Source organism: Azospirillum formosense (assembly GCF_040500525.1).
Lineage (GTDB): Bacteria > Pseudomonadota > Alphaproteobacteria > Azospirillales > Azospirillaceae > Azospirillum > Azospirillum formosense_A.
Window position 1 is genome coordinate 1011706 of record NZ_CP159402.1, and the last position, 25672, is coordinate 1037377.

The window sequence follows — 25672 nt, forward strand, 5'->3', positions numbered from 1 at the left end:
ACCAGCACCCAGCACTTCCGGCGATCAAGGACCGATTGTTATGACCGACACCACCATGAACACCTACAAGACGAAGACCATGACGTCGATCGGCGCGCTGCGCGCGCTGGTTCCCGACACCCGGGTCAGCGGGCTTCTGGCCGGCGGCTTCATGGTGCTGGCGGTGGGCTTCGGCGGGATGACCGCCTGGGCCGCGCTCGCCCCGCTTCACAGCGCCGTCATGGCCTCCGGCGCTCTGGCCCCGGAGACCGGCCGCAAGATCGTGAAGCACACCGAGACCGCCCAGATCGAGGAGATCCTCGTCAAGGAAGGCGACACGGTGAAGGCCGGTCAGGTCCTGATGCGGCTGGACAGCACGGAGGCGGCGACCCGGCTCCAGGTGCTCAGCACCTCCTGGCTGGAGACCCAGGCGCTGGAAGCGCGGCTGACCGCCGAGCTGTTCGAGCAGCCCACCATCGAGTGGCCGGAGGAGCTGCTGCGCCGCCGCGGCACCGACCGCACGGTCGAGAAGCTGATGGGCAACCAGGAGACGCTGTTCCAGGTCCGCCGCAACCAGCTCGACACCGAGGCCAAGCTGACCAAGGAGCGCGTCGCCACGCTGCGCGAGGAGGGCAAGAGCCTTCAGGAGCAGCGCAAGTTCCTGGCCCGCGAGATCCAGCTCATCGAGGACGATCTGCGCATCACCCAGGGCCTGCTGTCCCGCGGCAACGCCACCCGCACCAAGCTGGTCGAGCAGCAGAAGGAGGAGGCGCAGCTCAAGGGCCGCGACCGCGAGCTTGAGGCCCGCATCGCCCAGGCCAACCAGGCCGCCGTGGACGCCGAGGGCGAGCTTCTGCGCCGGCGCAACGACTTCCGCGAGAAGGTCCTGGTCGATCTGGAGAAGTCCCGCGGCGACGTCATCCGCCTCGCCGAGCAGATCCGCGACGCCGCCAACCGGCTGGAGACCCGCGCGATCAAGGCTCCGGACGCCGGAACCGTCGTGATGCACAGCCATTGGGCCGCCGGCGGCACGATCACCGCCAACGAGCCGATCCTGGACATCATCCCGGACGGCCGCGCCCTGCTGGCCGAGGTGAAGGTCCAGCCGAAGGACATCAAGTCGCTGACCGTCGATCTGCCGGTGAAGGTGCAGCTGACCGCCTATGACAGCCGCGTCGTCGGCTCGCTGGACGGCACGGTGACCTACGTCTCGGCCGACCGCGTGATGGACCCGATCACCCGGCAGGAATCCTACATCGCGCGGATCAAGCTGAAGGACAGCGACTCCCATCAGGTCCACAACCTGACCATCAAGCCGGGCATGCCGGTGGAGGCGCGCATCCTGCTGTCCGCCCGCACCCCGCTCGACTATCTGGTGCAGCCGCTGTCGCACTCCTACGTCAAGGCGTTCATCCAGGAGTAACGGCCGGGCCGGAGGGCGTCACGCTCCGCGATGGTTCGGAAAAGGAAAGGGCGGCTTCCCACAGGGGAGGCCGCCCTTCCTTGTTTGGCGAAGCGGGACGGTGTCAGCCGCGCGGGCCGTGCAGGCGCCGCGCCGCGAGGTCCAGCGCGAGCTTCAATTGGGCCAGAGAATAGGGTTTGTTGACGACGCCCAGCGGGTAGGTCTCGGTGATGCGGGCCATGATCGCGTGGTTGGCGTAGCCGGACAGGAAGATCGAGCGGATGCCGTAGTTGGCGCGCAGGCGCCGCGCCGCCTCGATCCCGTCGCCGCCGGCCAGACGGACGTCCATCAGCGCGACGTCGGGGCGCTCGCGGCCGGCGATGGCCACCGCCTCCTCCTCGGTGCGGGCGGTGCCGCAGACGATGTGGCCGAGGTCCATGGCGGCCATGCCCACCGCCTCGGCGGCGAGGGTCTCGTCCTCCACGATCAGCAACCGCAGCGGACGGACCGCCGCCTGGGTGCCGCGCCGGGATGTCTCGGTCCGGTCGGTCTGGGCGGCCGGGCCGCAGCGGTGCCGCCATTCCAGGCTGGACGCCGGTCGTGCCAGCATATCCACATCGTCCCGTGTCATGACCATCACCCCTATGCGTCGCCGCAGGTGTTATTGGTAAAGATTCATTTACCAAATAAAGTGGTAGCCTCACCCATTTTGGAGTTCAAGGAAAATCGGTGTGACGTGGGTGCGTTCGGACGAGGTGCGACCTTCCCGCAACAGCGGAGCGACGGTGCCAGGGCGCCAGCGGCGTGGCGACAGCGGAAGGTCAGCGTTTGGGCCGGCTCAGCCAGTCCACGTTGCCGCTGCGGGGAGCGCTGCCGTTGACGCCGGGCCCGCTCTTGCGCCCGGACAGGGGAGAGAGCCAGGAGGGAGCCGGCGGCGCGTCGGGCGTGGGCTCCGGTGCTGCGGGGCGCTGTGGCGCCGGGGCTGGGGCGCGCGGCACGAAGGGCGAGAAAACGGGCGCCGGCGGTGGCGGCGGGGGTGGCTCCTCGCGCGCCGGTTCGGAGGCGAAGGGCGGGGCCGGCTCGTCGGACGGCGGCGGCGCGTAGGTTCGGGGGGCGGTCTGGGGCGCGGCCGGCGACGCGGTCTGCGGGGAGGGCGGCGGTGCAGCCGGCGTCCCGGTGGAGGGCTGGGGGCGCGGATCGGCGACGGTCCGCGTGGGGCGGTCGTCATCGTCCACCGGGCCGGTCTGGGTGTTGATCCGCCGGGCCTCGTCGCGGATGGTCAGCAGGGTGGAGACAGCGAACTGGAGCAGCGGCGCCATCGTCTCGGAGTTCGCCAACTCCTCCGCCGTCAGGGCGGCGAAGCGCTGGCGCACCTGCTCCACCGCGTCCTCGATGCTGTCGCGCAGGGCGCCGGTGTCCTGGAGGACCCGTTCCAGATCCTCCCGGAGGGCCGATATCTCGCAGGCCTGACGCAGCTCGTGGAAGCCGATGGGCGTCCCCGGCGTCCGCCCGGAGTCGGCGGTCCGCTGATCCTGCGATCGGAAATCATAGGGCATCTTCGCCAAACGCCGGGCCCTATCCTGCAATCCAGGCGGAGACCAAGGAAGGTTGCCGCGTCACAGGTTTAATGCGGTTGAACATGGTTGGAAACCGTTTGCGCACCCCAATCGCTTGTACTATTTTTTCCGCACCGGGGGGAACGGAATCCTGCGGTATCACAAATCCTACCCACCCCTCCCCAGAACCACGCATGCCGGGTACTCACGGTGTCGATTGATCGCGCGGAACTGGAACGGCTTCTTGCCGATCGTCCGACTGCAAACCGCTCGGCCATGCAGGCTGTCCGCGAAAGCTACGCCGACATCGGCCTGATGCGCGAGCGTGGCCTGTCCTGGGCGGACATCTCGGATGTGCTGGCGAAGCTGGGTGTCACCGCCCGCGACAACCAGCCGATTTCGCCCGTCACCCTGCGCTCCGCCTTCTTCCTCGTGGGGAACGAGGAACGCGACGGTGGCGCGGACGGGGCGGTGGCGGGCGAGACGACCCCGCGTGAAACGCTGGACGCGGTGCACCGCGCCGCTCTCGCCGCGGGCCGGCCGGACGACGCCGAGGATGCGTCGGAAACTCCGGCGTTGGCCGAACCGGAAGCGGCTGCACTAGAAGCAACGGAACCCGAAGCCGTCGAACCCGACGCTGTCGAACCCGACATGGCGGACGGAGCGGCCGATGGCCCGCCGGACGCCGACGTGCCGGAACCCCCGCCTGTTTCCGAACCGGAGCCGATGCCCGTTTCCGAACCGCCGTCCGCCGGTGCGCCGGAGGAGCCGACTCCGGCCCCGGCTCCGGAGGTCTCTCCCATGCAGGCTCCGATTCTCAAAGCTCCGGACCTCAACGTTTCAACACCTCAAAATTCGACATCGAACAGACTCTGGAAAGGCGACCGCATGCTGGGCACCATCTTCGTTCTCAACGACCGCGGTGGCGTCGGCAAGACGCTGCTGTCCCATCACCTGATGGCGACCGCCATGCTCGAAGGCCTTCAACTCAAGGTCGTCGAGTATGAAGTCAACGAGCGCCTGAACCGTCTGTTCGGTCCGGAGGTGGTGGAGCACCGCCGCATCACCCAGGACTTCATGAACATGATGGGCTCGGGCGACGGCTTCTACGAGTTCTGGGACCAGATCGGTCCGGAACTGCAGCGCGGCGGCCGCCTCTACGACTTCGGTGGCAACATCTCCCAGTGGTTCTTCAACTGGGCCGAGGTGTCGGGCTTCGACTACTATGTCGGCGAGGGCGAGCGGCTGACCTTCATGGTGCCGGTCACCGTCGATCTGGCCTCGCTGTCCACCGGCATGAACACGCTGGAGCGCATCGCCACCATCGCCCCGAAGGCCAAGCGCGTCCTGGTCGAGAACGGCTTCTCCGGACCGTTCTCGCAGCTCGACGACAGCCAGTACGCCCGCCGCAAGGCGGAGATGGTGGAGCGCGAGGGCGTGGAGGTCATCTCCATGGCCCCCTGCACGGCTCCGGCCTGGGCGCGCCTGACCGGCCACCGCATCGACGAGGTGGCGCAGATGACCCGCGAGGATCTGGTGAAGCTGGGCATGACCCCGCCGGTCGCCTCCCGCTCGCTGATCATCATCCACGAGTGGCTGCGCACGATGCGGCAGGCGCTGTCGCCCTACCTGCGCGACGCCTTCAACCAGTCCGCCGCCCCGGCCGCCACCAAGACCGGCGCCCGTCAGGGCGCGCTCTGACAGGACCGCGCATCTCCAGCATGCGGAAACGGGGGCCTTCGCGGCCCCCGTTTCTTTTTGCCGTCCGGCTGGTTCAGGCGAAGGCCTCGACCAGGGCCGCGAACTCCTGCGGGCGTTCGGCGTGCAGCCAGTGGCCGGCGCCCTCGATCATCTCGATGGTGGCCTTGGGGAAGTGGCGGCGGATGGCGGCGTGGTTCTCCGGCACGATGTAGTCGGACCGGGTGCCGCCGATGAACAGGGTGGGGCCGTCGTACCGGGCGTTGCCCAGATCCGGGAAGCCGATCAGATCGGCCATGCGGGCGCCGATGGCGTCGAGGTTGATCCGCCAGTGAAACGACCCCTGCTCGAGAACGAGATTCTGCAGCAGGAAGGAGCGCAGGGGGGCTTCCGGCACCGCGTCCACAAGCTGCGCCTCGACCTCCGAGCGGCGGGTGCAGCCGTCCAGCCTGGCCTGCTTCATGGCCGCCACGAAGGGGGCGTGGGTGTGGGTGTAGGCGACCGGCGCGATGTCCGCCACCGCCAGCCGCTCAACCCGGTCGGGATGGGTCAGCGCCAGAGCCATCGCCACCTTGCCGCCCATGGAGTGGCCGACCACCGACGCCCGCGCGAAGCCGCGGTCGTCGAGGAAGCGCAGCACGTCCGCGGCCATCGCCGGGTAGGTCATCTCGTCCGACCAGGGGGCGCCGCCGTGGTTGCGCAGGTCCAGCGCGTAGACCCGGTGCCGCTCCGCGAAGCGCTTCGCCAGGGTCTGCCAGTTGCGCGCGGACCCGAACAGGCCGTGCAGGACCAGCAGGGGGGTGCCGCCGTTCGCTTCGCCGGCTTCCAGATAGGTGAGGGGAAGACCCTGGGCCATGGACGTTCCGCTTGTCTGAAGGTGGGGGATGGGACAATGGGTGGGCGGCGATCCTAGCAGACCGTTTCCGCCCGCCGCCTTCAAATTCCACACGGGCTGGCATGCCGAAAGGCGTGACGCGGGCGGGGAAAACGCTAGGATGGCGCCGCCCATCAGAGGACCCGTACCACCGTGCTCCGCAACATCCTGTCCGTCGGCGGGCTGACGCTGGTCAGCCGCGTCCTTGGCTTCCTGCGCGACGTCCTGACCGCCGCGCTGCTCGGCGCCGGGCCGGTGGCCGACGCCTTCTTCGTGGCGTTCCGGCTGCCCAACCATTTCCGCGCCCTGTTCGCCGAGGGGGCCTTCAACTCGGCCTTCGTGCCGCTGTTCTCCGCCAAGCTGGTACAGGACGGGCAGGCCGCCGCCAAGCGCTTCGCCGAGGAGGTGATGAGCCTGCTGCTGGCGGTGCAGCTTCTGTTCCTGGCCGGCATCCTGGCGATCATGCCGCAATTCATGACCGTCTTCGCGCCGGGCTTCTCCGACGAGCCGGAGAAGTTCCGGCTGGCCGTGCTGTTCACCAGCATCACCTTCCCGTACCTGCTGTTCATCTCGCTGGAATCGCTGCTCGCCGGCGTGCTCAACAGCATGGGCCGGTTCGGGGCGGCGGCGGCGGCGCCGATCCTGCTCAACCTCTGCCTGATCGCGGCGATGGTGCTGGCCGCGCCGCTGATGCCGACGGTGGGCCACGCCCTGTCCTGGGGCGTCTTTGCAGCCGGGCTGGCGCAGTTCCTCTATCTCTATTGGGAAGCCAGCCGCGCCGGGATGGGGCTGCGTCTGGCCCTGCCGCGTTTCACGCCCGATGTGAAGCGGTTCCTGACCGTGCTGGGGCCGGCAGCGCTGGGGTCCGGCCTGACGCAGATCAACCTGTTCGTCGACACGCTGATCGCCTCGCTGCTGCCGACCGGGGCGGTGTCCTACCTCTACTATGCGGACCGGCTGAACCAGCTGCCGCTGGGCGTCATCGGGATCGCGGTCGGCACCGTTCTGCTTCCGGAAATGGCCCGGCGCATCAAGGGCGGCGACGAGCCGGGCGCGGTGGAGAGCCAGAACCGGGCGGTGGAGCTGTCGCTGGTGCTGACCCTGCCGGCGGCGGCGGCCTTCCTGGTCGCCGGCCTGCCCATCGTGTCGGTGCTGTTCCAGCACGGCGCCTTCGGCCCGACCGACGCGGCGCAGTCCGCCGCGACCCTGCAGGCCTACGCGCTGGGCCTGCCGGCCTTCGTGGTGATCCGCAGCCTCGTCAACGGCTTCTACGCCCGGCACGACACGGCGACCCCGGTGCGGGTGGCGCTGGCCGCGACGGCGGTCAACGTGGCGCTGAAGCTGGCCCTGATGGGGCCGCTGGCCCAGGTCGGGCTGGCGGTGGCGACCTCCGTCGCCGCCTGGGTCAACGCCGGCCTGCTGGCGTGGTTGCTGACCCGGCGCGGGCTGTTCAAGGCCGACGCCCGGCTGCTGCGCAACCTGCCGCGCATGGCCATCGCGGCGCTCGCCATGGGCGGCACGCTGTGGCTGGTGCAGACCCAGCTCTCGCCCTGGCTGACCGCCCATGGGCTGTTCGAGCGGCTGGGTGGGCTGGTGCTGCTGGGCCTTGCCGGCCTGTTGGTCTACGCGGTGCTGGCGGTCGCGCTGGGCCTGCTGCGCCGGTCGGACCTCGGGCGGTTCCGCCGGCGCCGCAAGAGCGGCTAACGCCTAAGCCGCCGGCCCGTTCTTGACGGGACGGGCCGGGTCGGCGGTCCATTCCGACATCGACCCGTCGTAGAGGCGGACCCCGTCGATCCCCGCCACCTCGCTCAGCGCGAACCAGGACACCGAGGCGAGGTGGCCGGTGTTGCAGAAGGTGATCGTCGCGTCTCCCGTCCCGGCCTGATCCGCCAGCGCCTTCACCGCGTCGGCGGTGAGGAAGCGCTTCTCGGCGGCGGAGTAGAGGGCGCCGTTCTCGATCAGCACCGCCCCCGGCAGCGTGCCCGGAACGCGGGCCTGCGGGCTCTTGGCCTTGCCCTCGAACTGCTCGGCGGAGCGGGAGTCCAGAAGCGGAACGGAGCCGCCGGCCACCGCCGCCGCGACCACGGGCAGGGGCGCGCGCAGGTCCTCGCGGGGCGCCGCGGTGAAGGTGGTGGCGGGGCGGGTGGCGGCGGCCGTGGCGACGGGCTGGCCGGCCTCGCTCCAGGCGGCGAAGCCGCCGTCCAGCACCGACACGCGGTCATGGCCCAGCGTCTTGAGGGTCCAGTAGACGCGCGTCGCGTTCCCCATGTCGGCGGCGCTCAGGCCGCTGGCGACCAGGACGACGTGGTCCCCGTTGCCGATGCCCAGCCCGCCGATCAACCTTTCCAGAACGTCCGCGTCGGGCAGCAGGCCCGGGACGCCGTCCACCGTCGCCCGCCAGCCGGCCTTGGCGTAGTCGGAATGGATCGAGCCGGGGATGAAGCCACCCGAGGGCGGCGTGCGCACATCGAGGATCACGAGGTCCGGGCGGGTGAGGGCGCCCTTCAACCAGGCGCTGTCGACCAGCGGGCGGTGGGAATCGGTGGTCATGGCTCTGCCTTCGCGGCTGGTTTCACGTCGGGGTTTCACGTCGGGCGGGCAGGGTATCAACACAAGGCGGCGCAGGAAAACCAAATCTGCGCTGTTGATTCCCATCCTTGTCGCAGGCCCTCGCGACGGTCGCCGTTGCCCCGGCGCGCCCGGTGCGGTAACTCTAGTCGGTTGACGGGTCCGGTGACCCGGGGTGAAGGAGTGCGGCATGGCCAACATCGACGATCTGCTGGGCGCCGGCTCGTCCGACGACATGAGCAGCGACGCCTTCGCCATCGGCGACGCGCCGGTCGAGATCAAGGTGGTCATCGGCACCGCCATGCTGCGTGTCCGCGACCTGCTGAAGCTGGGCCGCGGCGCCGTCGTGGAGCTGGACCGGCACCTGAAGGACCCGACCGACGTCTATGTGGAGGGTGTGCTCGTCGCCCGCGGCGAGGTGGTCATCGTGGACGACAAGATCGGCGTCACCCTGACCGACTTCGTGAAATCCAGCCGCGAGTGGAAGCGCTAAGGTTCTGGCGCTTCGATGCGCTTGCGCAATGACATGTTCCGGAAGCGAAACGACTTGTTGCGCTCCCGGAACAATCATGATGCGGCTTCGCAACGATCCTTAAATCGTCACTCGGCCGGCTCGGGGACCACGATGTCCAGCGGCGTGCCGGTGGCGTGGGCGTAGAGCATCAGGTCGTTCAGCAGTTCGGCCTCCTGCTCGCCGGCGTCCTTGCGGCGGATGGCGACCAGCTTGTCGAGCGCCTTGATGTTGAAGCCGGCGGATTTGACCTCGCTGCGCAAATCCTTCAGGTCGGCCTTCAGGCCGTCGATCTCGTCCATCAACCGCTCCATGCGGTCGGCGAACTGCTTCAGCTGGTCGGCGGCGGTGGTGTTGAAACCGGTCGTCACGACGGAACCATCTCCTTCAGGAACGGGAACCCCGCCGCCTTCGGCACCCTGCCGGGCCGCGGGGGGAGGCGCTGTTAGCACAGCTCGCGGCGCTTTGTCCGGGGACAACGCGCTGGCTTGACGCGGCGTGGCCGGCAGTGCTTTCGTGGCTGCGGCCGTCCCTGCGGCGCTGGAGAGCGAACACGATGTCCGACCTGCCGCCGCTTGGCACCCCGCGCCTCTTCTCGAATCCGCGCGCCGACACGGACCAGCCCTACGGGCCCGCCGAACGGGCGATCCTGAGCCGCGCCGCCTTCCAGGACGCGATGACCGAGATCGGCGCCTGGCCGGGCTACGCCCCGACCCCGCTGCGCTCGCTGGGCGGGCTGGCCCGCGCCGCCGGCATCGACCGCGTCTGGTACAAGGACGAGAGCAGCCGCTTCAACCTGCACAGCTTCAAGGCGCTGGGCGGCGCCTACGCCGTGCTGCGCCTGCTGGTGCGCGAGGTGCAGGCCCGCGTGCCCGGCGTGCCGGTGACCGCGCTGGATCTGGTGGTCGGGCGCTACGCCAAGGTGACCCGCGGCATCACCGTGACCACGGCGACCGACGGCAACCACGGCCGCTCCGTCGCCTGGGGGGCGCAGGTGTTCGGCTGCGGCTGCGTCATCTACATTCCCGGCAACTGCTCCCAGGGGCGGCAGCAGGCGATCGAATCCTTCGACGCCCGCGTCGTCCGCGTCGCCGGCAACTACGACGACGCGGTGCGGCAGGCCGCGGCGGACGCGCGGGAGCATGGCCGGCACGTCGTCTCCGACACCTCCTACACCGGCTACATGGACATCCCCCGCGACGTGATGCAGGGCTACACCGTGATGGTGGAGGAGGCGATCGGCCAGCTTCCGGCCAGCGAGCGCCCGACCCATGTCTTCGTGCAGGGCGGGGTGGGGGCCTTGCCGGCCGCCGTCTGCGGCCATCTGTGGGAAAGCTGGGGCCGCCAGCGCCCGCGCTTCGTGGTGGTGGAACCGCACGCCGCCGACTGCCTGTACCAGAGCGCCGTCAACGGCCGTCCGACGCCGTCCAAGGGTGACCTGGAGACGCTGATGGCCGGGCTGGCCTGCGGCGAGGTGTCCCTGCTGGCCTGGGCCATTCTTGAGCGCGGGGCCGACGATTTCCTGACCATCCCCGACGGCGCAGCGGTGGCGACGATGCGCCTGCTGGCCGAGGGGCGTCACGGTGGGCGGCCCATCGTGGGCGGGGAGTCCGGCGTGGCCGGTCTGGCCGGCCTGCTCTGCGCCGCGGCGGACCCGGCGACCCGTGCCAGCCTGGGCCTCGCCCCGGACGCCCGCGTTCTGGTCTTCGGATCGGAGGGGGCGACCGACCCCGAGGTCTATGAGGCCCTGGTGGGCCGCAATCCGGACGCGGTGCTGGTGGGCGCCTGACCCGGGCTTGGCCCCGCGGGCCCTGCCATGCGCGTTCCCCTGTTCTGGTCCCTTGCGCAAGCCCGGCGGGGCGGTCCACCATGGCGCCCCATGAAAATCGGACCCCGCAGACTGGACATCAGGGAATGGACCGCAGAGACGTCAACCCGCTCGTCGCCGCCACCGAGGCCCCGCCCATCGCCGAGGCGTGGCGCTGGGTGGAAGGCCGCAGCTTTCCGGCGGACAAGCCGCTGATCGACCTCTGTCAGGCGGTGCCCGGCTATCCGCCCGCCGACGCGCTGACCGCCCATCTGGCGGAGCAGGTGCGGGCGCCGGACACCGCGCGCTACACCGCCATCGACGGCATCCCGCCGCTGACCGCCGCGCTGGCCCGGCGCACCGGGTCGCTCTACGGCGCGGAGGTCGCGGCCGGCGAGGTGCTGATCACCGCCGGCTGCAACCAAGCCTTCGCGGTGGCGGTGATGGGGCTGGCGCGGGCGGGCGACAACGTGATCCTGCCCGCCCCCTGGTACTTCAACCACAAGATGACGCTGGACATGCTGGGCATCGAGGCCCGGCCGCTGGCGCTGCGCGAGGAGAACGGGCTGATCCCCGATCCGGCGGAGGCCGAGCGCCTGATCGACGCCGGCACCCGCGCGCTGGTGCTGATCTCCCCCAACAACCCGACCGGCGCCATCGCCGCGCCCGAGGCCATCGCCGCCCTCTATGAGCTGTGCGAGCGGCGCGGCGTCAAATTGCTGCTCGACGAGACCTACCGCGACTTTCCGGACTGGGAGGGGCGGGCGCCGCATGGGCTGTTCCAGCGGCCCGGCTGGCGGCGCACCCTGGTCCAGCTCTACAGCTTCTCCAAGGTCTACAGCCTCGCCGGCTACCGGGTCGGCGCGGTGATCGCCGACGCCGGCCTGCTGTCCCAGGCGCGCAAGGTGATGGATTGCCTCGCCATCTGCGCCCCGCATGTCGGGCAGAAGGCGGCGCTGTTCGGGCTGGAGAATCTCGACGGCTGGGTGGCGGAGAAGCGTGGCGACATCCTGGCCCGCGTCCACGCCTTCCAATCGGCGATGGAGGCCAGCGGCACCGCATACCGCATCGCCAGCATCGGGGCCTATTTCGCCTATGTCCGGCATCCCTTCGCCGGCAAGCGCGCCCACGAGGTCGCCGAGGGGCTGGCCCGCGATCACAACATCCTGTGCCTGCCCGGTTCCATGTTCGGTCCCGGCCAGGACGATTACCTGCGCTTCGCCTTTGCCAACGTGGACGCGGCGGTCATGCCGGAGATCGCGCGGCGCCTCGTTGAAAGCGAAGTGTAACGAACGTCAGCGGATCAGGTGGGTGACGATGTTGGCGCCCACCGCCGCCAGATGGTCGGCGTTGTCGCGGTAGTCGAGGCTGCCGGAGAAACCGCCGGCGGCCCGCACCCGCTCGATCCAGGCGGGGGCGGCGCCAAGCGCGACCAGACGCTTCACCATCTGGTCGGTGGAGCGCAGCGTCATGCGGCCGTTCTCGGCCAGACGCGGGGCGTGCACCATGAACTCCGCGGTCGGCGCGGCGTAGCGCGGGTAGCCGGCCAGATAGAGGCCGACGCACATGCTCTCGCAGGACTGCCCGCCGGCCACGCGGGTGGCGACGGCACGCCCCGCCTGCCGTTCCGCCAGCATCAGGTCGATCATGCGGTAGCCCGCGGTCGTGAAGCCGCCGGGGCTCGACAGTTCGACCACCACCGGCTGGCCGGCCGGCACGCTGCGCAGCGCGTCGGAGAAGCGCTGCTCCACGGCCGGGGTGATGATGCCGTCGAGCCGCAGCGTCGTGGAGTCCGTCTGATCGACCCGGATCAGCGTGGCGTCGGGGAAGTCGGAGGCGGCGGGCGTCGGCGCCGGGTTCGGACGGTTCACCGACAGGCTGTCGGCGGTCGCGGCCCCCGACGAGCCGACGGCCAGCAGCAGCCCCAGAACCATCATGCGTGCAGTCGCGCGAACCGGCATTGAAACCTCCTTGCTCTGGGAAGGAGGGTGCCGGGAAATGCTTGCGTGATGGTTAACGACAAGCCTGCCCAAAGGTGCAACGTCCCTCGCCGCAGGCTGTTTATGGAGGAAGGCGATCGTTCGGGCTGTGAATGGCGAAACAATTTTGCGCATTTTGCGCTGCGGCCTTGCTGATTCTGTGGGGCTTCCAGGGCTTATCGGCGGAATTGGTTAATAATGTGGCGCCGCAGCGCTTGTCGCGCGGCTGCGGAGCGCCGCCCCCGGCGACGGCGCCCGACCATGTAACTTTGGACGGGGCGGCGCGCGGCCTGATCGTGGCCGTGCCGGAGGGCTACGGCCCCGACCGTCCGCACAGCCTCGTCGTCGCCTTCCACGGGCGGACCAACAGCAACGCCGAGGTGCGGCGCTACTTCGGCCTGGAGGGACAGGCGGCGGAGCCGACGATCGTCGTCTATCCCGCCAGCCTGAAGGATTCCCGCGGCTTGAACGTCTGGTCCGACCCCGGCGACCCGCCGGACCGGCTGCGCGATTTCCGGCTGTTCGACGCCGTTCTGGAAAGCGTGGCGGCGTCCTATTGCCTGGACCTGGGCCGGGTGTTCGTTGTCGGCCATTCGCTGGGCGGGTCTTTCGCCAACAGCCTCGCCTGCGCGCGGGGCGGGGTGATCCGCGGCCTGGCCAGCGTCGGCGGCGGGTCCGCGCGGCCCAAGGATTGCGGAGGGCCGGTCGCCGCCATGGTCCTGCACAACCCGCGCGATGAGCAGGTGCCGCTGTCCGAAGCCCTGCGCCTGCGCCGCTCCCTGCTGGCCCAGGACGGACTGCCGACGGGCAGCGAGCCGGACGAGCCGCACCGCTTCAACTGCCGGCGCTACGGCACCGAGGGCGAGGAAAACCCGGTGCTGTGGTGCCCGCTGGCCGACGACCGCACCCGCAACGGGCGCTTCTACCCGCATCAATGGCCGCAAGGGGTGGGGGCGGCGATCATGGCCTTCTTCGCGCGGCTGGACTGATGCTCGCCGTCCGCGACAACGATTGTTGGCGGCACCCATTGCCGAGGCCGCCTCATTCCGCCAAGATGCCGTGAAAACGACCATCAGGGATGGAACGCATTGATGTCAGACAGCGCCGCCGTGGCGGCCGCCCTGCGGACGGAGGGGGCGGACAAGGCCGCGCTCCGCCTGGACGGCGTGACCTGCACCTTTCCATCGCCCGACGGGCGCGGGCAGACCTACACGGCGGTCCAGGGTGTGACCCTGTCGGTCGCCGCGGGGGAATTCGTGTCCATCGTCGGGCCCACCGGCAGCGGCAAATCGACGATCCTGAACGTGGCGGCGGGACTTCTCGCCCCCAGCGCGGGGCGCGCCCTGACCTTCGGGGAGCCGGTCGACGGCATCAATCCGCACGCCGGCTACATGTTCCAGGCCGACGCGCTGATGCCCTGGAAATCCGCGCTGGAGAATGTGGCCGCCGGGCTGGAGTTCCGCGGCGTGCCGCGGCGCGAAGCGGAGGAGCGGGCGCGCCCCTGGCTGGCCCGCGTCGGGCTGGACCGCTTCGGCGACCGCTATCCCCACCAGCTCTCCGGCGGCATGCGCAAGCGGGTCGCGCTGGCCCAGACGCTGATCGTCGATCCGAAGATCGTGCTGATGGACGAGCCCTTCTCGGCGCTCGACATCCAGACGCGGCAGTTGATGGAGAACGAACTGCTCGACCTGTGGTCGGCGGACCGCAAGTCGGTGGTCTTCATCACCCACGACCTGGAGGAGGCGATCTCCATGTCCGACCGGGTGCTGGTGCTGTCCGCCGGCCCCGGCGCCCGCCTGATCGGCGAGTACCGGGTGGACCTGGAGCGCCCGCGTGACGTGGCGGAGATCCGCATGACGCCGCGCTTCCTTGACCTGCACCGGGAGATCTGGGGGCAGCTGCGCGAGGAAGTGCTGAAGGGCTACGCCCAAACCAAACTGAAATGACGTCCAAGCCGACGTGAGGACCCCATGGCCGTGGCCCGTGTGAAACGCCTGCCGAGCCGCCCGGTGATCCTGCTGCTGCAGGTGGCCGTGCTGATCGGTTTCTTCCTGATCTGGCACGTCCTGACCGCGACGAAGATCCTGAGCCCCTTCTTCTTCGGCACGCCGCTGGCGGTGCTGGAACGCACCTGGAGCGACTTCGCCTCCGGCGTGATCTGGTACCATCTGGGAATCACGCTTCTTGAGACCGCGCTGGCCTTCGTCATCGGCACGGTGGCTGGAATCGCCTTTGGTTTCTGGTTCGCCCGCGCGCCCTTGGTCTCCATCGTGTTCGACCCCTACATCAAGGCGGTCAACGCGCTGCCCCGCGTGGTGCTGGCGCCGATCTTCGCGCTGTGGCTGGGTCTCGGCATCTGGTCGAAGGTGGCGCTCGGGGTGACGCTGGTCTTCTTCATCGTCTTCTTCAACGTCTACCAGGGCGTGAAGGAGGTCAGCCCGGTCGTGCTCGCCAACGCGAAGATGCTGGGGGCGAGCAACCGGCACCTGTTCCGGCACGTCTATCTGCCGTCCGCCCTGTCCTGGGTCTTCTCCAGCCTGCACACCGCGGTCGGCTTCGCCATGGTCGGCGCGGTGGTGGGCGAGTATCTCGGCTCCGCCGCCGGCCTCGGCTACCGCATCCATCAGGCGGAGGGGGTGTTCGACACCGTCGGCGTCTTCTCCGGCATGCTGGTGCTGACGATCTTCGTCGTGGTGATCGACGCCGTGGTGACCGTCATCGAGAAACGCCTTCTGCACTGGCGCCCGCAGGAGGCGCAGACGACCAACGCGCAGGGATGACCGCGCCATAGCAAAGAAATTCGGGAGGGAAGCCATGCGTATGAAAAGCGTGATCGCCGCCGCGGCGGTGGTCCTGGCCTTCGGGATCGGCGGGGCGAACGCCCAGCAGGTCGAGAAGAAGGACCTGAAGCTGGCGGTCGGCGGCAAGCCGCTGCTCTACTACCTGCCGCTGACGGTGGCGGAGCGGCTCGGCTACTTCAAGGAGGCCGGGCTGAACGTCGAGATCAACGACTTCGGCGGCGGCGCCAAGAGCCTCCAGGCGCTGGTCGGCGGCTCGGCGGACATCGTCACGGGCGCGTTCGACCACACGGTGCAGATGCAGGCCAAGGGCCAGCCGATCACCGCGGTCGCCTTGCTGGGCCGCTATCCGGGAATCGTTCTGGCCGCGGTCAACAAGGCCGGTTCGATCAAGTCGGTCAAGGAGTTGAAGGGCAAGAAGATCGGCGTGACCGCTCCCGGCTCCTCCACCAACTTCATGGTCAACTATCTGCTGACCCAGAACGGCATGACCCCGGAGGACGTGTCCTTCATCGGCGTCGGCGGCGGCCCCAGCGCGGTGGCCGCGGTGAAGCGCGGCGAGATCGACGCCATCGCCAACCTTGATCCGGTGATCAGCCAGCTGGAGGCCGACGGCGACGTCACCACCATCGCCGACACCCGGACGGAGAAGGGCACGCTGGACACCTACGGCGGGCCGTACCCGGCGGCGGTGCTCTACACCACGCCGGACTTCATCAAGGAGAATCCGAAGACCACCCAGGCGCTGGTCGACGTCTTCGTGCGGACGCTGAAGTGGCTGGACCAGGCCAAGACCGAGGACGTCCTGAAGGTCCTGCCGCCGGAATACTTCCTCGGCAACCAGACGCTCTACGCCCAGGCCTTCGAGCATTCGAAGCCGACCTATTCGCCCGACGGCCGCTTCTCCCAGGAGGGGCCGGAGGCCGCCTACAAGGTGCTGAAGGCCTTCGACAAGGCGGTGGCCGCGACGGACATCGACCTGTCCAAGACCTACACGAACGCCTATGTCGAGGATTCGCTGAAGCGCATCAAGTGAGTTGTTCCCTCTCCCGTCCCGGGAGAGGGTGGCCCGAAGGGCCGGGTGAGGGTCGCTCAAGGATTGAGGCTCTGATTCTTGACGGTACCCTCACCCTCCCACCGCTTCGTGGCGGGTCCCTCCCTCTCCCGGGGCGGGAGAGGGGAGACAGGTGCGACACTCCGTCACCGGCACCCCCGGTCTCCGCGCCGGTAGACTGGACCTAATTCGTCCTGTTTCGATGCGGAGCACCAACCCCATGGCGGAAGTGATCTTCTACGGTCTGTCCGGCTGCACGGCGAACGCCAAGCAGAAGCTGCAGCTCCAGGCCGCCGGCCACACGCTGGTGGAGCGCGATCTGGCCGCGGAGCCCCTCACCGCCGAAACCCTGCGCCCCTTCTTCGGGGACCGTCCGGTCGAGGACTGGTTCAACCGCCGCGCCGCCGCCGTGAAGACCGGCGCCGTGAAGCCCGACGAGCTGGACGAGGAGTCGGCGCTGGCTGCCCTGCTGGCCGACCGCGACCTGATCCGCCGCCCGCTGCTCCAGGTCGGGGCGGACCGCAAGGCCGGGTTCGACCCCAACGCGCTGCACGCCTGGATCGGCCTGACCGCGTCCGGCGAAAGCTGCGACGACAAGCATTCGCGCGGCGTCTGCGACCATGGCCATCACCATTTCCCGAAGCAGGGCTGAGCGCGGAATCAACTGGCGGGAGGACCGGGGGGAGTGGTTGAATGCCGGGCTATGGACCGGCCCGACCAAGAGCTTGCGGAACTCCTCTCCAGCCTGGGCGCGCGCCTCTCCGCCGCGCCGCCCGGTGCCTTGGCGCATCTCCGCGAACCGTTGCGGGCGCTGCGCGACCGGCTGTCCACCGTCCTGGATGACCCGACGTCATGCCAGCCTCCGGAGGACGGCGAGACGCATTTCCGTGCCTTGCTGTCCGACGCCATCGGCTGCGTGTCCGAAGGCTTCGTGCTGTTCGGCGCCGACGGGCGGCTGGTGCTGTGCAACGACCGGTACCGCGCCGCCTACCCGCTGCTGTCCGACCACCTGGTTCCCGGCGTCCGCTTCGCCGACCTGCTGCGGGTCGCGGTGGAGCGGGGGGCCGCCGGCGACGATCTGGGCGACCCGTCCGACTGGATCGCCGAGCGGCTGAGCCGTCATATCCGCAGCGGGCCGCCGACCGACCACCAACTCGGCGACGGGCGCTGGTACCGCATCAGCGAACACGCCACGCGCTTCGGCGGCGTGGTCAAGATCCTCACCGACATCACCGAGCTGAAGCGGCACGAGGAGGCGCTGGCCGACAGCGAGGCGCGCTACCGCCGGCTGGTGGAGATGGCGCCCTACGGCATCCTGATCTGGGACGGGCTGCGGCTGCGCTTCGCCAACCGCTCCGCCGCGCTGATCCTGGGCAGCGGCGATCCCGAGGCCATGCTGCGCATCCCGCTGGTCGAGGCGACGGAGTTCGACGGGATTCAACGCCTGTTCGACTGGCTGCCCCCGCCCGGCGGCGGGCTGGAGGCGCCCCCGCCGGTCGAGGCCCGCTTCCTCACCGCGCAGGGCGCCCTGCGCGAGCTGGAGGTCGGCATCCACCCCTTCGCGGTTGAGGGGGAGGCGGCGTGGTTCCTCGTCCTCATCGACATCACCGGGCGCAAGCAGGCGGAGCGCGCCATCCAGCAGGCGCAGAAGATGCAGGCCATCGGCCAGCTGGCCGGCGGCATCGCCCACGAGTTCAACAACATGCTGACGGCCATCGGCGGCTTCGCCCAGATGGCCCGCCGCGCTCCGCAGGACCGGCCGCGGGTCGAGCAGTGCCTGACCGAGATCGTCAAGGCGACCGACCGCGCCTCCGGCCTGACCGCCCAGCTTCTCAGCTTCGGGCGGCCCGGCCAGACCGACGCGGCGCGTCCCGTGCGCGTCGGCGCGGTGATCGACGATCTGCGCCGCTTCCTCGGCCCCACGCTGGGCGAGCGCCACCCGCTGCGGACCGAAGGCGCCGGGGGCGGGGCGGTGGTGACCATCGACCCGGCCCTGCTGCACCAGTCGCTGCTCAACCTCGTGCTCAACGCCCGCGACGCCATGCCGGAGGGCGGGCCGATCACCATCGCGGTGGAGCGGCCGGACGGTCTCGGAGTCACCATCACCGTCGCCGACACCGGTTGCGGCATCGACCCGGCGGTGATCGACCGCATCTTCGAACCCTTCTTCACCACCAAGGAGCCGGGAGCCGGAACCGGGCTGGGGCTGGCGCTGGTCTATTCCACGGTGGCGCGGGCCGGCGGCACGGTCGAGGTGGACAGCGAGCCGGGGCGCGGCACCGTTTTCACGCTCCGCTTCCCGGCGGAGGACGCCGCGGAGCCGCAGGAGGCGGACGCCCCCGGCCTGGACGCCTTTGGTCTTGATGGCCCCGCCTTCCTCGACGCGGAGGATGGGGAACCGGAGGGGCTTTCGATGGCCGCCACCGTCCTTCTGGTCGAGGACGAGGCGCAGGTGCGCGACTTCATCCGCCTGACGCTGGAGGACATGGGCATGCGGGTGGTCTGCGCCGCCGACGGCAGCGAGGCCCTGCGCGCCTACGCCGACCATGGCGGGGCCTTCGACCTGCTGGTGTCCGACCTCGTGATGCCGCAGTTCGGCGGGGCGTCGGTGGCGCGCGCGCTGCGCCGGGAGAATCCGGACCTGCCGGCCGTCCTGATGTCCGGCTACCCGCCGGAGACGGAAAGCCTGGACGACCTGTTGGCGGAAGGATGCCGCACCGTCTTCCTGCGCAAGCCGATCAACCCGGACGAACTGGCCGACACCATCCACGCGCTGCTGATCTGATGGCGGGGCATCGATGAGCGCCGCTCCACCATCCTCAACCCTGTCGACCGACGGCATTCCCATCGGCGTTTACGACGTCGACGCGCTCCTTGGCGAGCTGAGCGGCGACGCCCCGGTGGAATCGCCGGAGTCCGCCGTCTGCGTCCGCGTCGAGGAGATCTTCGCCCCCGCCGCGCGATTCCTGATCGCGGAGGAGCTGGCGGAGTTCCTGGAGGCGCGCGGCATCACGCCCACCGAGTTCCTGCACAAGGTGGAGCCGCAGCGCTCCTTCCTCGACTGGCCGCGCCGCGCCCAGGTGCTGGAGCGGGTGGCCCAGCGGCAGGCCCGCCCCGGACGCCGGTCGCCCGCCATGCGGCTGGAGGAGCTGAAGCGGCTGGAGCAGGAGGTGCTGGCCGTCACCGCCCGGCGCGCCCACGGCGGCACGGCTCTGGCCATCGACGCCAAGCAGTTCGCCGCAACGGTCGCCCAGACCATGGCGCGGACGCCGGGTTTCCCCGGGCGCCACACCATCGATTGCTGGCTGTCCGCCTGGCTGGGGGAAGGGCGCAACCACGAGCTTCGGCTGGTGCGGATCCTGTCGCTCGACGGCGACGGGCTGTCCGGCGAGGGCATCGCCATCCTCGACCAGATCGTCGGGGAAATGCTGGCCAACGGGCTGGTGGTCGAGGCGCTGTTCGGCTGGGCGGACGGGCTGCGCGGCGTGCTGGACGCCATGGCGATGGTCTGGCGTGGCGAGGCGCCGTCGCACCCCGACGCCCCGGCGGTCCTGCACCGCCTGTCCGCCTTCGTCGCCCGTCATCAGGCGCGCGCCGCCCGGCTGGGGCTGGAGGCGGGGGTTCACCACGCCCTGCTGGGGGATGCGCCGCTGTCCGGCGGCAAGGCGGAGCCGAACAGCGTGGCGGCGGTGCTGGACGAGCTGTCGGCGATCAGCCTCCTCGCCGCGCGCCTGACGGTGAAGGGCGGGGTGATCGGCGGGGAGCGCACGACCCGGCTGATCGACCGGCGGGTGGCGCTTCTGCTGTCCGGCGCGCGGCTGGAGGCGGTGCTGCACGCCAAGAGCCACTACGCGCGCATTGTCGATCTGCTGGCCTTCGAGGGGGCGGTGTCGGGGGAGCGCAGCCGGCGCATGATCGTCGCCCATCTGCGCCGCCATCTCGAGGCCCGCGACTTCACCCAGCGCCTGTTCGAGACGGCCCGCACGCCGCGCGCCCGCATCAAGGCGCTGGCCGACTTGCAGCGGCGCGTGCAACGCTCGACCCTGCCGGACGGGCTGCGCGAGCGCTACGTCCGCATGCTCGACGAGATCCAGAACACCTTCCTGCGCACCAACAAGGTCTTCGCCCGCATCGCCAAGGACCGGCCTCCCCAAGTCGACGAGGTCATGGAATTCGCCAGCCTGCTCGCCGAGGGCGCCTTCACCGAGGGGAAATGCGTGGCGGCGGCGCGCGAGCTGGTCGGGCACCATGTCCGCTCCACCGCCTTCCTGCGCGGCTACCTCGCCCGCTGCAAGGACGCGACGGAGCAGCGGGCCGAGCGCTTCGCGCGGTTCTTCGCGACGCTGGCCGAGGCGGGCCTGCCGATGCGCGCCATGAACACGCTGCGCGTCCTGCTGGCCGACGACGAGCCGGCCGCGCGCGGCTATGTCGAGATGATCCTGCGCGACCTCGGCATCACCGACCTCACCATCGCCCAGGACGGGCGCGAGGCGCTGACCCGATTCGAGGAGCGGCAGGGCGCCTTCGACCTGATCGTCTGCGACTGGAAGATGCCGCGCCTGTCCGGGCTGGAGTTCCTGAAGCTGGTCCGCGCGGTGCGGCCCGACATGCCCTTCCTGATGGTCACGGCGCTCGCCACCATCATCGCGGTCGAGGAGGCGATGGCCCACGACGTCACCGCCTACATCGCCAAACCCTTTTCTCCCGAACAGCTCGAGGAGAAGATCCTGGTTCTGGTGAACCGGCGCTGAGCGGTGGAAATCCTATGCTCACGGTGGAATCCGTTCGTATGAAGGCGAACAACGAAACCGGCTGTTAACGGCTCGCCTCCTATTACGGGTCTATGCGCATCGCGCCTTTCGCGGTGGTACACCCATGAGGATGGAGCGGGGCTCCGTGGATCTTTCCGGCCGGGGCGGGCTGCCCCCCACCGACACCGACCTTGACGTGCGTGCCGGCCGGCTGGCCGGGGAAGCCGCGCCGCGCCGTGGGCCGGGCGGGCTGACCGACCTGCTGTTCCTCATGCTCGGCGCCGCCGGCCTGCTGGCCGTGATGATGCCGGAGGAGGGGCGCGACCGGCTGATGCTGCCGCTCGGCGTGATGACGCTGGCGATGGCGGCGCTGGCCGTGCTGTCGGTGCGCCGCGCCCGCGCCGCGGCGGCGGCGTTGGACCGCTCCGCCCGCCTGCTGCGGGCCGCCAACGAGGAACTGGCCGCCAGCCGCCAGCGCTTCCGCGATTTCGCCGAGGCCGCGTCCGACTGGTTCTGGGAGAGTGCCCCCGACCACCGTTACACCTACGTGTCCGAACGGCTGCCGGAGATCCTCGGCGGCGATCCGGCGCCGGTGTTCGGCGATTCGCTGCTCGACCTCGGCGCGCTGGTCGAGGACACCGACACCTGGCTGGACCATCTGGCCGACATCGAGGCCGGGCGGGCCTTCCGCGACCTGGAGGTCACGCTGCGCGACGGGGCGGGCGACACCCGCGTCTTCCGCATCAGCGCCCAGCCCTTCACCGACGCGGACGGGCGGTTCGCCGGCTACCGCGGCACCGGCATCGAGACGACCGCCGAGACGCTGGCCCTGGTCGAGGCGCGCTTCATGCAGTCGGTGGTGCACGACGCGCTGTCCAGCATCTCTGAGGGCTTCGTGCTGTTCAGCCCGGACGACCGGCTGATCTTCTGCAACGAGCGCTACCGCAGCGCCTACCCGAATCTGGCCGACGTGCTGGTGCCCGGCACCGCCTTCGAGGACATCCTGCGCGCCGGCGCCGAACGCGGGGGCTACGAGGGCGACGACCGCGAGATGGCCGACTGGATCGCCGAGCGGATGAAGCGCCACCTGCTGCACACCGATCCGGTGGACGGCCGCCTGTCCGACGGACGCTGGTACCGCATCAGCGAGCACGCCACCGGTTCCGGCGGCATCGTCAAGATCCTGATGGACATCACCGAGCTGAAGCGGCGGGAGGAGCAGCTCGCCGGCCAGACGGAGCGGCTGGAGGCCACCGTCAGCGCGCTCAGCGAGAGCGAGAAGCGCTACCGCCAGCTGGTCGAGCTGGCGCCCTACGGCATCGTCATCTGGGACCGCCGGGCCATCCGCTTCGGCAACGCCGCGGCGGCGTCCATCCTGGGGGTCGACGGCAGCGGCGGGCTGGAGGGGGTTGACCTCAACCGCTTCATCGTCGAGGCGGATACGGTGACGGCGCGGCTGGGGCTGGGCGCGGAGGGCGACCAGCAGAGGGTCGAATGCGCGATCGCCCGCCCGTCGGGCGAGCAGCGTCATGTGGAGATCGGCGCCTTTCCCGCGGTCTACCAGCGGGAGCCGGCGGTTCTGCTGGTGCTGAACGACGTGACCGAGCGCCGCCGCGCCGAGGCGGAGCTGCAGAAGTCGCAGAAGATGGAGGCGGTGGGCCGCATGGCCGGCGGCATCGCCCACGAATTCAACAACATGCTGACCGCCATCGGCGGATTCGCCCGGCTGGCCGAACGGGCGCCGGACGATCCGGGGCGCGTCACCACCTGCGTGCGGGAGATCGCCAAGGCGTCCGACCGGGCCGCCGCGCTGACCGCCCAGCTTCTCGACTTCTCGCGCCGACGCCCCTCGGACGAGAGGGAGGTGGTGGCGCTGGCGCCGCTGGTGCGCGACCTGAAGGTCTTCCTGAAGCCGCTGATGAGCGCCGGCATCGATCTGGACATCCGCATCGGGGATGGGGACGCCCACGCCGTCGCCAACCCGGTGATGCTGAACCAAGCCATCCTCAACCTCGCCCTCAACGCGCGCGACGCCATGCCGGACGGCGGACGGCTGACCATCGCGCTGGACAGCGTGCTGCCGGACGGGGCCTTCTTCGGGCGGCACGGCGCGCTGGCGCACGGGCGCTACGCCGTGATCCGGGTCATCGACGAGGGCTGCGGCGTGCCGGAGGCGGTGCGCGACCGCATCTGGGAACCCTTTTTCACCACCAAGGAGCCGGGCAAGGGCACCGGCCTCGGCCTGTGGATGGTCTACGGCACCGCCCGGCAGGCCGGCGGCGCCGCCGAGATGGAGGCCGGGCCGGACGGGCGCGGCAGCGTCTTCTCCATCCATCTGCCCGCCGTTCCCGCCCCCGTTCCGGCCGTTTCGCTGGCGGGCGGGCTGGGGCTGGGCGAGGACGAGGGGGCCGCCATCCTGCTGGTGGACGACGAGGATTCCGTGCGCACCTATGTCCGGCTGGCGCTGGAGGAGGCCGGCTGCACGGTGACGGAGGCGGTGGACGGGCTGGACGCGCTGGAGCGCTGGGACGAATGCGGCGGGCTGTTCGACGCCGTGGTGTCCGACATGTCCATGCCGCGCATGAACGGCCTTGAGCTGAGCCGCGCCTTGGCGGAGCGCAACCCCGACCTGCGCATCCTCTTCCTGACGGGCTACGCGTCCCATGAGACGGCGGCGGACATGACGGCACAGCCGGGCCGCCGGATCGTCATGAAGCCAGTGGCTCCGGACCGCCTGATCGAGGCGGTGCGTGAGCTGCTGGCCGAATGAGACGGGAGTCGGGAATGGCTTCGGACCAGCGCAACACGGACGGCGGCCGGGAAACCGACGCCGACGGCGGAATCGACACAGCGGTCTGCCGGACCCCGGAGGACTTCTACACCCCGCAGGGCCGCGACAGCATCGGCCGGCATTGCCAGCGCTATTTCGACGAGAACGCGCTGACCCCGACCGAGCTTCTGCACTCCCCCCGCCACCAGCAGAGCCTGTCCAACATCCCGACCTTCGTCGCCATCCTGCAGCAGGCGGAACGGGCGATGGACCGCAAGGGCGCGCTGACCGCCCTGGTCAACGAGGTCGCCCGCGTGACCCGCGAGCGGCTGAAGGACGCCCAGCCGCCGGACCTGACGCCGGCCAGCTACGCCGCGACGGCGGAACGGCTGATCGCCGCCCGCGACGCCTTCACCGGGCGCTTCATGGTCGACGCGGCGCTGACCACGCATCTGTACCAGGGCCGCAGCTTCGCCGAGAAGGCGCGGCTCCTGCTGGAACTGGCGGACGGTCTGGAGGACGCCGACGCGCTGGCGCCGCTCGACCGGCTGCTCGGCGAGATCCTGCGCAGCGACACCGGCACCGCCTCCTGCTCGATGGACGCGCCCTTCGTGGACCGGGTGGACATGATCGTGTCGCTGATCGCCGGCGACAAGCCGCTGTCCGACGAGGCGCCGCCGGTCTTCCGGGGGCTGGAGACGCTGGTGCGCCGCACGGCCATGCCGGTGCTGAGCGACAGCCTGATCTTCGCGCTGCGCCGCGAATTGTCGAAGCCCGACCGCTTCACCATCACCAGCGCCGGCGACCTGTTCGGGGTGGAGGCGGTGCAGCGGGAGATCATGGCGCTGAGCCAGGTGTCGCAGCGGCTGCGCACGGGAGAGGGCTATTTCGGCGGCGCCCGGACGGAGGCGGCGCTCCAGCGGCGCAGCGCTCTGCTCGTCAACGAGGACACGCTGCCCGAGATCACCAAGGGCCGGACGCTGATGCAGAAGCTCCGCATCCTGTTCGTCCTGCAGAGGATGCCCCTGTCGCCGAGCGCCGAGCGGGCGGTGAACGGCTACCTGACGCAGTTCTTCGACGGGCGGGATTTCGCCGGGCGCCTGCTCGACTGCTGGAAGGAGAAGACCGAGAAGCTGAAGGGGCTGGCCGAGGTGCAGAAGCTCGTGCTCGACAGCGCCTTCGCCGAGGACGCCCGCGAGCACATGGCCGGGCAGATCGACGAGATCCAGAACGCCTTCATCCGCACCCAGCGCCTGCTGAGCCCCCTCCAGGGCAAGGACGAGCCGAACCCCGACATGGTGCTGGAGATGGTGCGGCTGGCCGGCGACGGCGCCTTCTGCCGCGGCAAGAGCCGGGCGGCGGTCGCCAAGGCGCTGTACCGGCAGGTGCACCGGCCGCGCTTCGTGCGCTCCTTCCTGCTGGGCGCCACGGGCGGCAAGGAGCGCTCGGCCCGCGCCTCCTGGATGCGTGGGGCCCTGGGGGTGATCGGGGTGCCCTTCATCGACCTCGGCGCCATCCGCGTCCTGGTCGTCGACGACGAGGACGGGCCGCGTCACTTCGTCGAATCGGTGCTGCGCGACCTCGGCATCGGCCACATCGACACGGCGGCGGACGGGCAGGAGGCGCTGCTCCGGCTGGCCGGGGACGGGGCATACGACCTGATCGTCTGCGACTGGATGATGCCGAAGGCCAGCGGCCTGGACGTGCTGCGCCGCGTCCGCGAGGTGCGGCGCGATCTGCCCTTCCTGATGGTGACGGCGCTCGCCACGCTGAAGGCGGTGGAGCGGGCGCTGGCCCACAATGTCAGCGCCTACATCGCCAAGCCCTTCACCCCGGAGCAGCTCGAGGAAAAGGTCTTTCTCGTCCTGACGCAAAAATCGGCCCCCGGCGCCTGAGAGGAGCAACCAAAGCTGGCTGCGGCATTC

At 70.2% G+C, this 25672-nt stretch carries 21 protein-coding genes; 15 read left to right on the forward strand and 6 right to left on the reverse strand.

The features are described from left to right. Positions 1-40 precede the first annotated feature (40 nt). Complete coding sequence (locus ABVN73_RS04815; RefSeq protein ID WP_353859157.1) at positions 41-1402, forward strand: HlyD family type I secretion periplasmic adaptor subunit; 1362 nt, start codon at positions 41-43, stop codon at positions 1400-1402. 103 nt (positions 1403-1505) lie between these two features. Here ABVN73_RS04815 and ABVN73_RS04820 read toward each other — a convergent pair whose 3' ends face one another. Continuing rightward, a complete protein-coding gene (locus tag ABVN73_RS04820; protein ID WP_353859158.1) occupies positions 1506-2012 on the reverse strand; it encodes a response regulator in 507 nt (168 codons plus the stop codon). 190 nt (positions 2013-2202) lie between these two features. Next, complete coding sequence (locus ABVN73_RS04825; protein WP_353859159.1) at positions 2203-2937, reverse strand: hypothetical protein; 735 nt, start codon at positions 2935-2937, stop codon at positions 2203-2205. A gap of 276 nt (positions 2938-3213) precedes the next feature. On the opposite strand from ABVN73_RS04825, the gene ABVN73_RS04830 reads away from it, so the two are divergent. Then, positions 3214-4638, forward strand: coding sequence for a hypothetical protein (locus ABVN73_RS04830; protein WP_353859160.1), 1425 nt, complete (start codon positions 3214-3216; stop codon positions 4636-4638). A 73-nt stretch (positions 4639-4711) separates the two neighbouring features. On the opposite strand, the gene ABVN73_RS04835 is transcribed toward ABVN73_RS04830, so the two are convergent. After that, positions 4712-5491, reverse strand: coding sequence for an alpha/beta fold hydrolase (locus tag ABVN73_RS04835; protein WP_353859161.1), 780 nt, complete (start codon positions 5489-5491; stop codon positions 4712-4714). Positions 5492-5662: 171 nt separating this feature from the next. On the opposite strand from ABVN73_RS04835, the gene murJ reads away from it, so the two are divergent. Beyond that, on the forward strand, positions 5663-7213 hold the full coding sequence (gene murJ / locus ABVN73_RS04840; RefSeq protein ID WP_353859162.1) for a murein biosynthesis integral membrane protein MurJ: 1551 nt from the start codon (positions 5663-5665) through the stop codon (positions 7211-7213). Between the two features lie 3 nt (positions 7214-7216). Here murJ and ABVN73_RS04845 read toward each other — a convergent pair whose 3' ends face one another. After that, positions 7217-8059 (reverse strand): rhodanese-like domain-containing protein, encoded by an 843-nt coding sequence (locus tag ABVN73_RS04845; RefSeq protein WP_353859163.1) that lies wholly within the window; start codon positions 8057-8059, stop codon positions 7217-7219. 208 nt (positions 8060-8267) lie between these two features. On the opposite strand from ABVN73_RS04845, the gene fliN reads away from it, so the two are divergent. Next, a complete protein-coding gene (fliN, locus tag ABVN73_RS04850; protein WP_014240218.1) occupies positions 8268-8570 on the forward strand; it encodes a flagellar motor switch protein FliN in 303 nt (100 codons plus the stop codon). 107 nt (positions 8571-8677) lie between these two features. Here fliN and ABVN73_RS04855 read toward each other — a convergent pair whose 3' ends face one another. Further along, positions 8678-8959, reverse strand: a complete 282-nt coding sequence (locus ABVN73_RS04855; RefSeq protein WP_014240219.1) for a DUF2312 domain-containing protein — start codon at positions 8957-8959, stop codon at positions 8678-8680. 185 nt (positions 8960-9144) lie between these two features. Here ABVN73_RS04855 and ABVN73_RS04860 point away from each other — a divergent pair, with 185 nt between their 5' ends. Together ABVN73_RS04860 and ABVN73_RS04865 are read left to right on the forward strand one after the other, a co-directional pair. Beyond that, positions 9145-10377, forward strand: coding sequence for a diaminopropionate ammonia-lyase (locus ABVN73_RS04860; RefSeq protein ID WP_353859164.1), 1233 nt, complete (start codon positions 9145-9147; stop codon positions 10375-10377). 125 nt (positions 10378-10502) lie between these two features. Beyond that, complete coding sequence (locus tag ABVN73_RS04865; protein ID WP_353859165.1) at positions 10503-11684, forward strand: aminotransferase; 1182 nt, start codon at positions 10503-10505, stop codon at positions 11682-11684. Positions 11685-11690: 6 nt separating this feature from the next. On the opposite strand, the gene ABVN73_RS04870 is transcribed toward ABVN73_RS04865, so the two are convergent. Further along, entirely contained in the window at positions 11691-12356 is a 666-nt protein-coding gene (locus tag ABVN73_RS04870) for an ATP-dependent Clp protease proteolytic subunit (protein WP_353859166.1), read from the reverse strand. 167 nt (positions 12357-12523) lie between these two features. Here ABVN73_RS04870 and ABVN73_RS04875 point away from each other — a divergent pair, with 167 nt between their 5' ends. The 9 genes from ABVN73_RS04875 to ABVN73_RS04915 all read left to right on the forward strand — a co-directional run bounded on the left by ABVN73_RS04875 (position 12524) and on the right by ABVN73_RS04915 (position 25642). Beyond that, positions 12524-13363: a hypothetical protein gene (locus tag ABVN73_RS04875; protein ID WP_353859167.1), complete on the forward strand. Its 840-nt coding sequence runs from the start codon at positions 12524-12526 to the stop codon at positions 13361-13363. Between the two features lie 102 nt (positions 13364-13465). Further along, a complete protein-coding gene (locus tag ABVN73_RS04880) occupies positions 13466-14320 on the forward strand; it encodes an ABC transporter ATP-binding protein (RefSeq protein WP_014240224.1) in 855 nt (284 codons plus the stop codon). A 24-nt stretch (positions 14321-14344) separates the two neighbouring features. After that, positions 14345-15154, forward strand: coding sequence for an ABC transporter permease (locus ABVN73_RS04885; protein WP_014240225.1), 810 nt, complete (start codon positions 14345-14347; stop codon positions 15152-15154). Positions 15155-15188: 34 nt separating this feature from the next. After that, positions 15189-16208 carry an ABC transporter substrate-binding protein gene (locus ABVN73_RS04890; protein WP_353859168.1) on the forward strand — a complete coding sequence of 340 codons (1020 nt, stop codon included), beginning with the start codon at positions 15189-15191 and terminating at the stop codon, positions 16206-16208. A gap of 238 nt (positions 16209-16446) precedes the next feature. Continuing rightward, positions 16447-16878, forward strand: a complete 432-nt coding sequence (locus tag ABVN73_RS04895) for an ArsC/Spx/MgsR family protein (RefSeq protein WP_353859169.1) — start codon at positions 16447-16449, stop codon at positions 16876-16878. 51 nt (positions 16879-16929) lie between these two features. Further along, positions 16930-19011: an ATP-binding protein gene (locus ABVN73_RS04900; protein WP_353859170.1), complete on the forward strand. Its 2082-nt coding sequence runs from the start codon at positions 16930-16932 to the stop codon at positions 19009-19011. Positions 19012-19024: 13 nt separating this feature from the next. Further along, a complete protein-coding gene (locus tag ABVN73_RS04905) occupies positions 19025-20977 on the forward strand; it encodes a response regulator (protein ID WP_353859171.1) in 1953 nt (650 codons plus the stop codon). Between the two features lie 145 nt (positions 20978-21122). After that, positions 21123-23747 carry a response regulator gene (locus ABVN73_RS04910; protein WP_353859172.1) on the forward strand — a complete coding sequence of 875 codons (2625 nt, stop codon included), beginning with the start codon at positions 21123-21125 and terminating at the stop codon, positions 23745-23747. A gap of 14 nt (positions 23748-23761) precedes the next feature. Beyond that, positions 23762-25642: a response regulator gene (locus ABVN73_RS04915; protein WP_353859173.1), complete on the forward strand. Its 1881-nt coding sequence runs from the start codon at positions 23762-23764 to the stop codon at positions 25640-25642. The last annotated feature ends 30 nt before the right edge of the window (positions 25643-25672 follow it).

Coding starts and splice junctions, on each gene's coding strand:
- ABVN73_RS04815 (WP_353859157.1), top strand. CDS start 41: ATGACCGACACCACCATGAACACCTACAAGACGAAGACCATGACGTCG.
- ABVN73_RS04820 (WP_353859158.1), bottom strand. CDS start 2,012: ATGACACGGGACGATGTGGATATGCTGGCACGACCGGCGTCCAGCCTG.
- ABVN73_RS04825 (WP_353859159.1), bottom strand. CDS start 2,937: ATGCCCTATGATTTCCGATCGCAGGATCAGCGGACCGCCGACTCCGGG.
- ABVN73_RS04830 (WP_353859160.1), top strand. CDS start 3,214: ATGCAGGCTGTCCGCGAAAGCTACGCCGACATCGGCCTGATGCGCGAG.
- ABVN73_RS04835 (WP_353859161.1), bottom strand. CDS start 5,491: ATGGCCCAGGGTCTTCCCCTCACCTATCTGGAAGCCGGCGAAGCGAAC.
- ABVN73_RS04845 (WP_353859163.1), bottom strand. CDS start 8,059: ATGACCACCGATTCCCACCGCCCGCTGGTCGACAGCGCCTGGTTGAAG.
- fliN (WP_014240218.1), top strand. CDS start 8,268: ATGGCCAACATCGACGATCTGCTGGGCGCCGGCTCGTCCGACGACATG.
- ABVN73_RS04860 (WP_353859164.1), top strand. CDS start 9,145: ATGTCCGACCTGCCGCCGCTTGGCACCCCGCGCCTCTTCTCGAATCCG.
- ABVN73_RS04865 (WP_353859165.1), top strand. CDS start 10,503: ATGGACCGCAGAGACGTCAACCCGCTCGTCGCCGCCACCGAGGCCCCG.
- ABVN73_RS04870 (WP_353859166.1), bottom strand. CDS start 12,356: ATGCCGGTTCGCGCGACTGCACGCATGATGGTTCTGGGGCTGCTGCTG.
- ABVN73_RS04880 (WP_014240224.1), top strand. CDS start 13,466: ATGTCAGACAGCGCCGCCGTGGCGGCCGCCCTGCGGACGGAGGGGGCG.
- ABVN73_RS04885 (WP_014240225.1), top strand. CDS start 14,345: ATGGCCGTGGCCCGTGTGAAACGCCTGCCGAGCCGCCCGGTGATCCTG.
- ABVN73_RS04890 (WP_353859168.1), top strand. CDS start 15,189: ATGCGTATGAAAAGCGTGATCGCCGCCGCGGCGGTGGTCCTGGCCTTC.
- ABVN73_RS04895 (WP_353859169.1), top strand. CDS start 16,447: ATGGCGGAAGTGATCTTCTACGGTCTGTCCGGCTGCACGGCGAACGCC.
- ABVN73_RS04900 (WP_353859170.1), top strand. CDS start 16,930: ATGGACCGGCCCGACCAAGAGCTTGCGGAACTCCTCTCCAGCCTGGGC.
- ABVN73_RS04905 (WP_353859171.1), top strand. CDS start 19,025: ATGAGCGCCGCTCCACCATCCTCAACCCTGTCGACCGACGGCATTCCC.
- ABVN73_RS04915 (WP_353859173.1), top strand. CDS start 23,762: ATGGCTTCGGACCAGCGCAACACGGACGGCGGCCGGGAAACCGACGCC.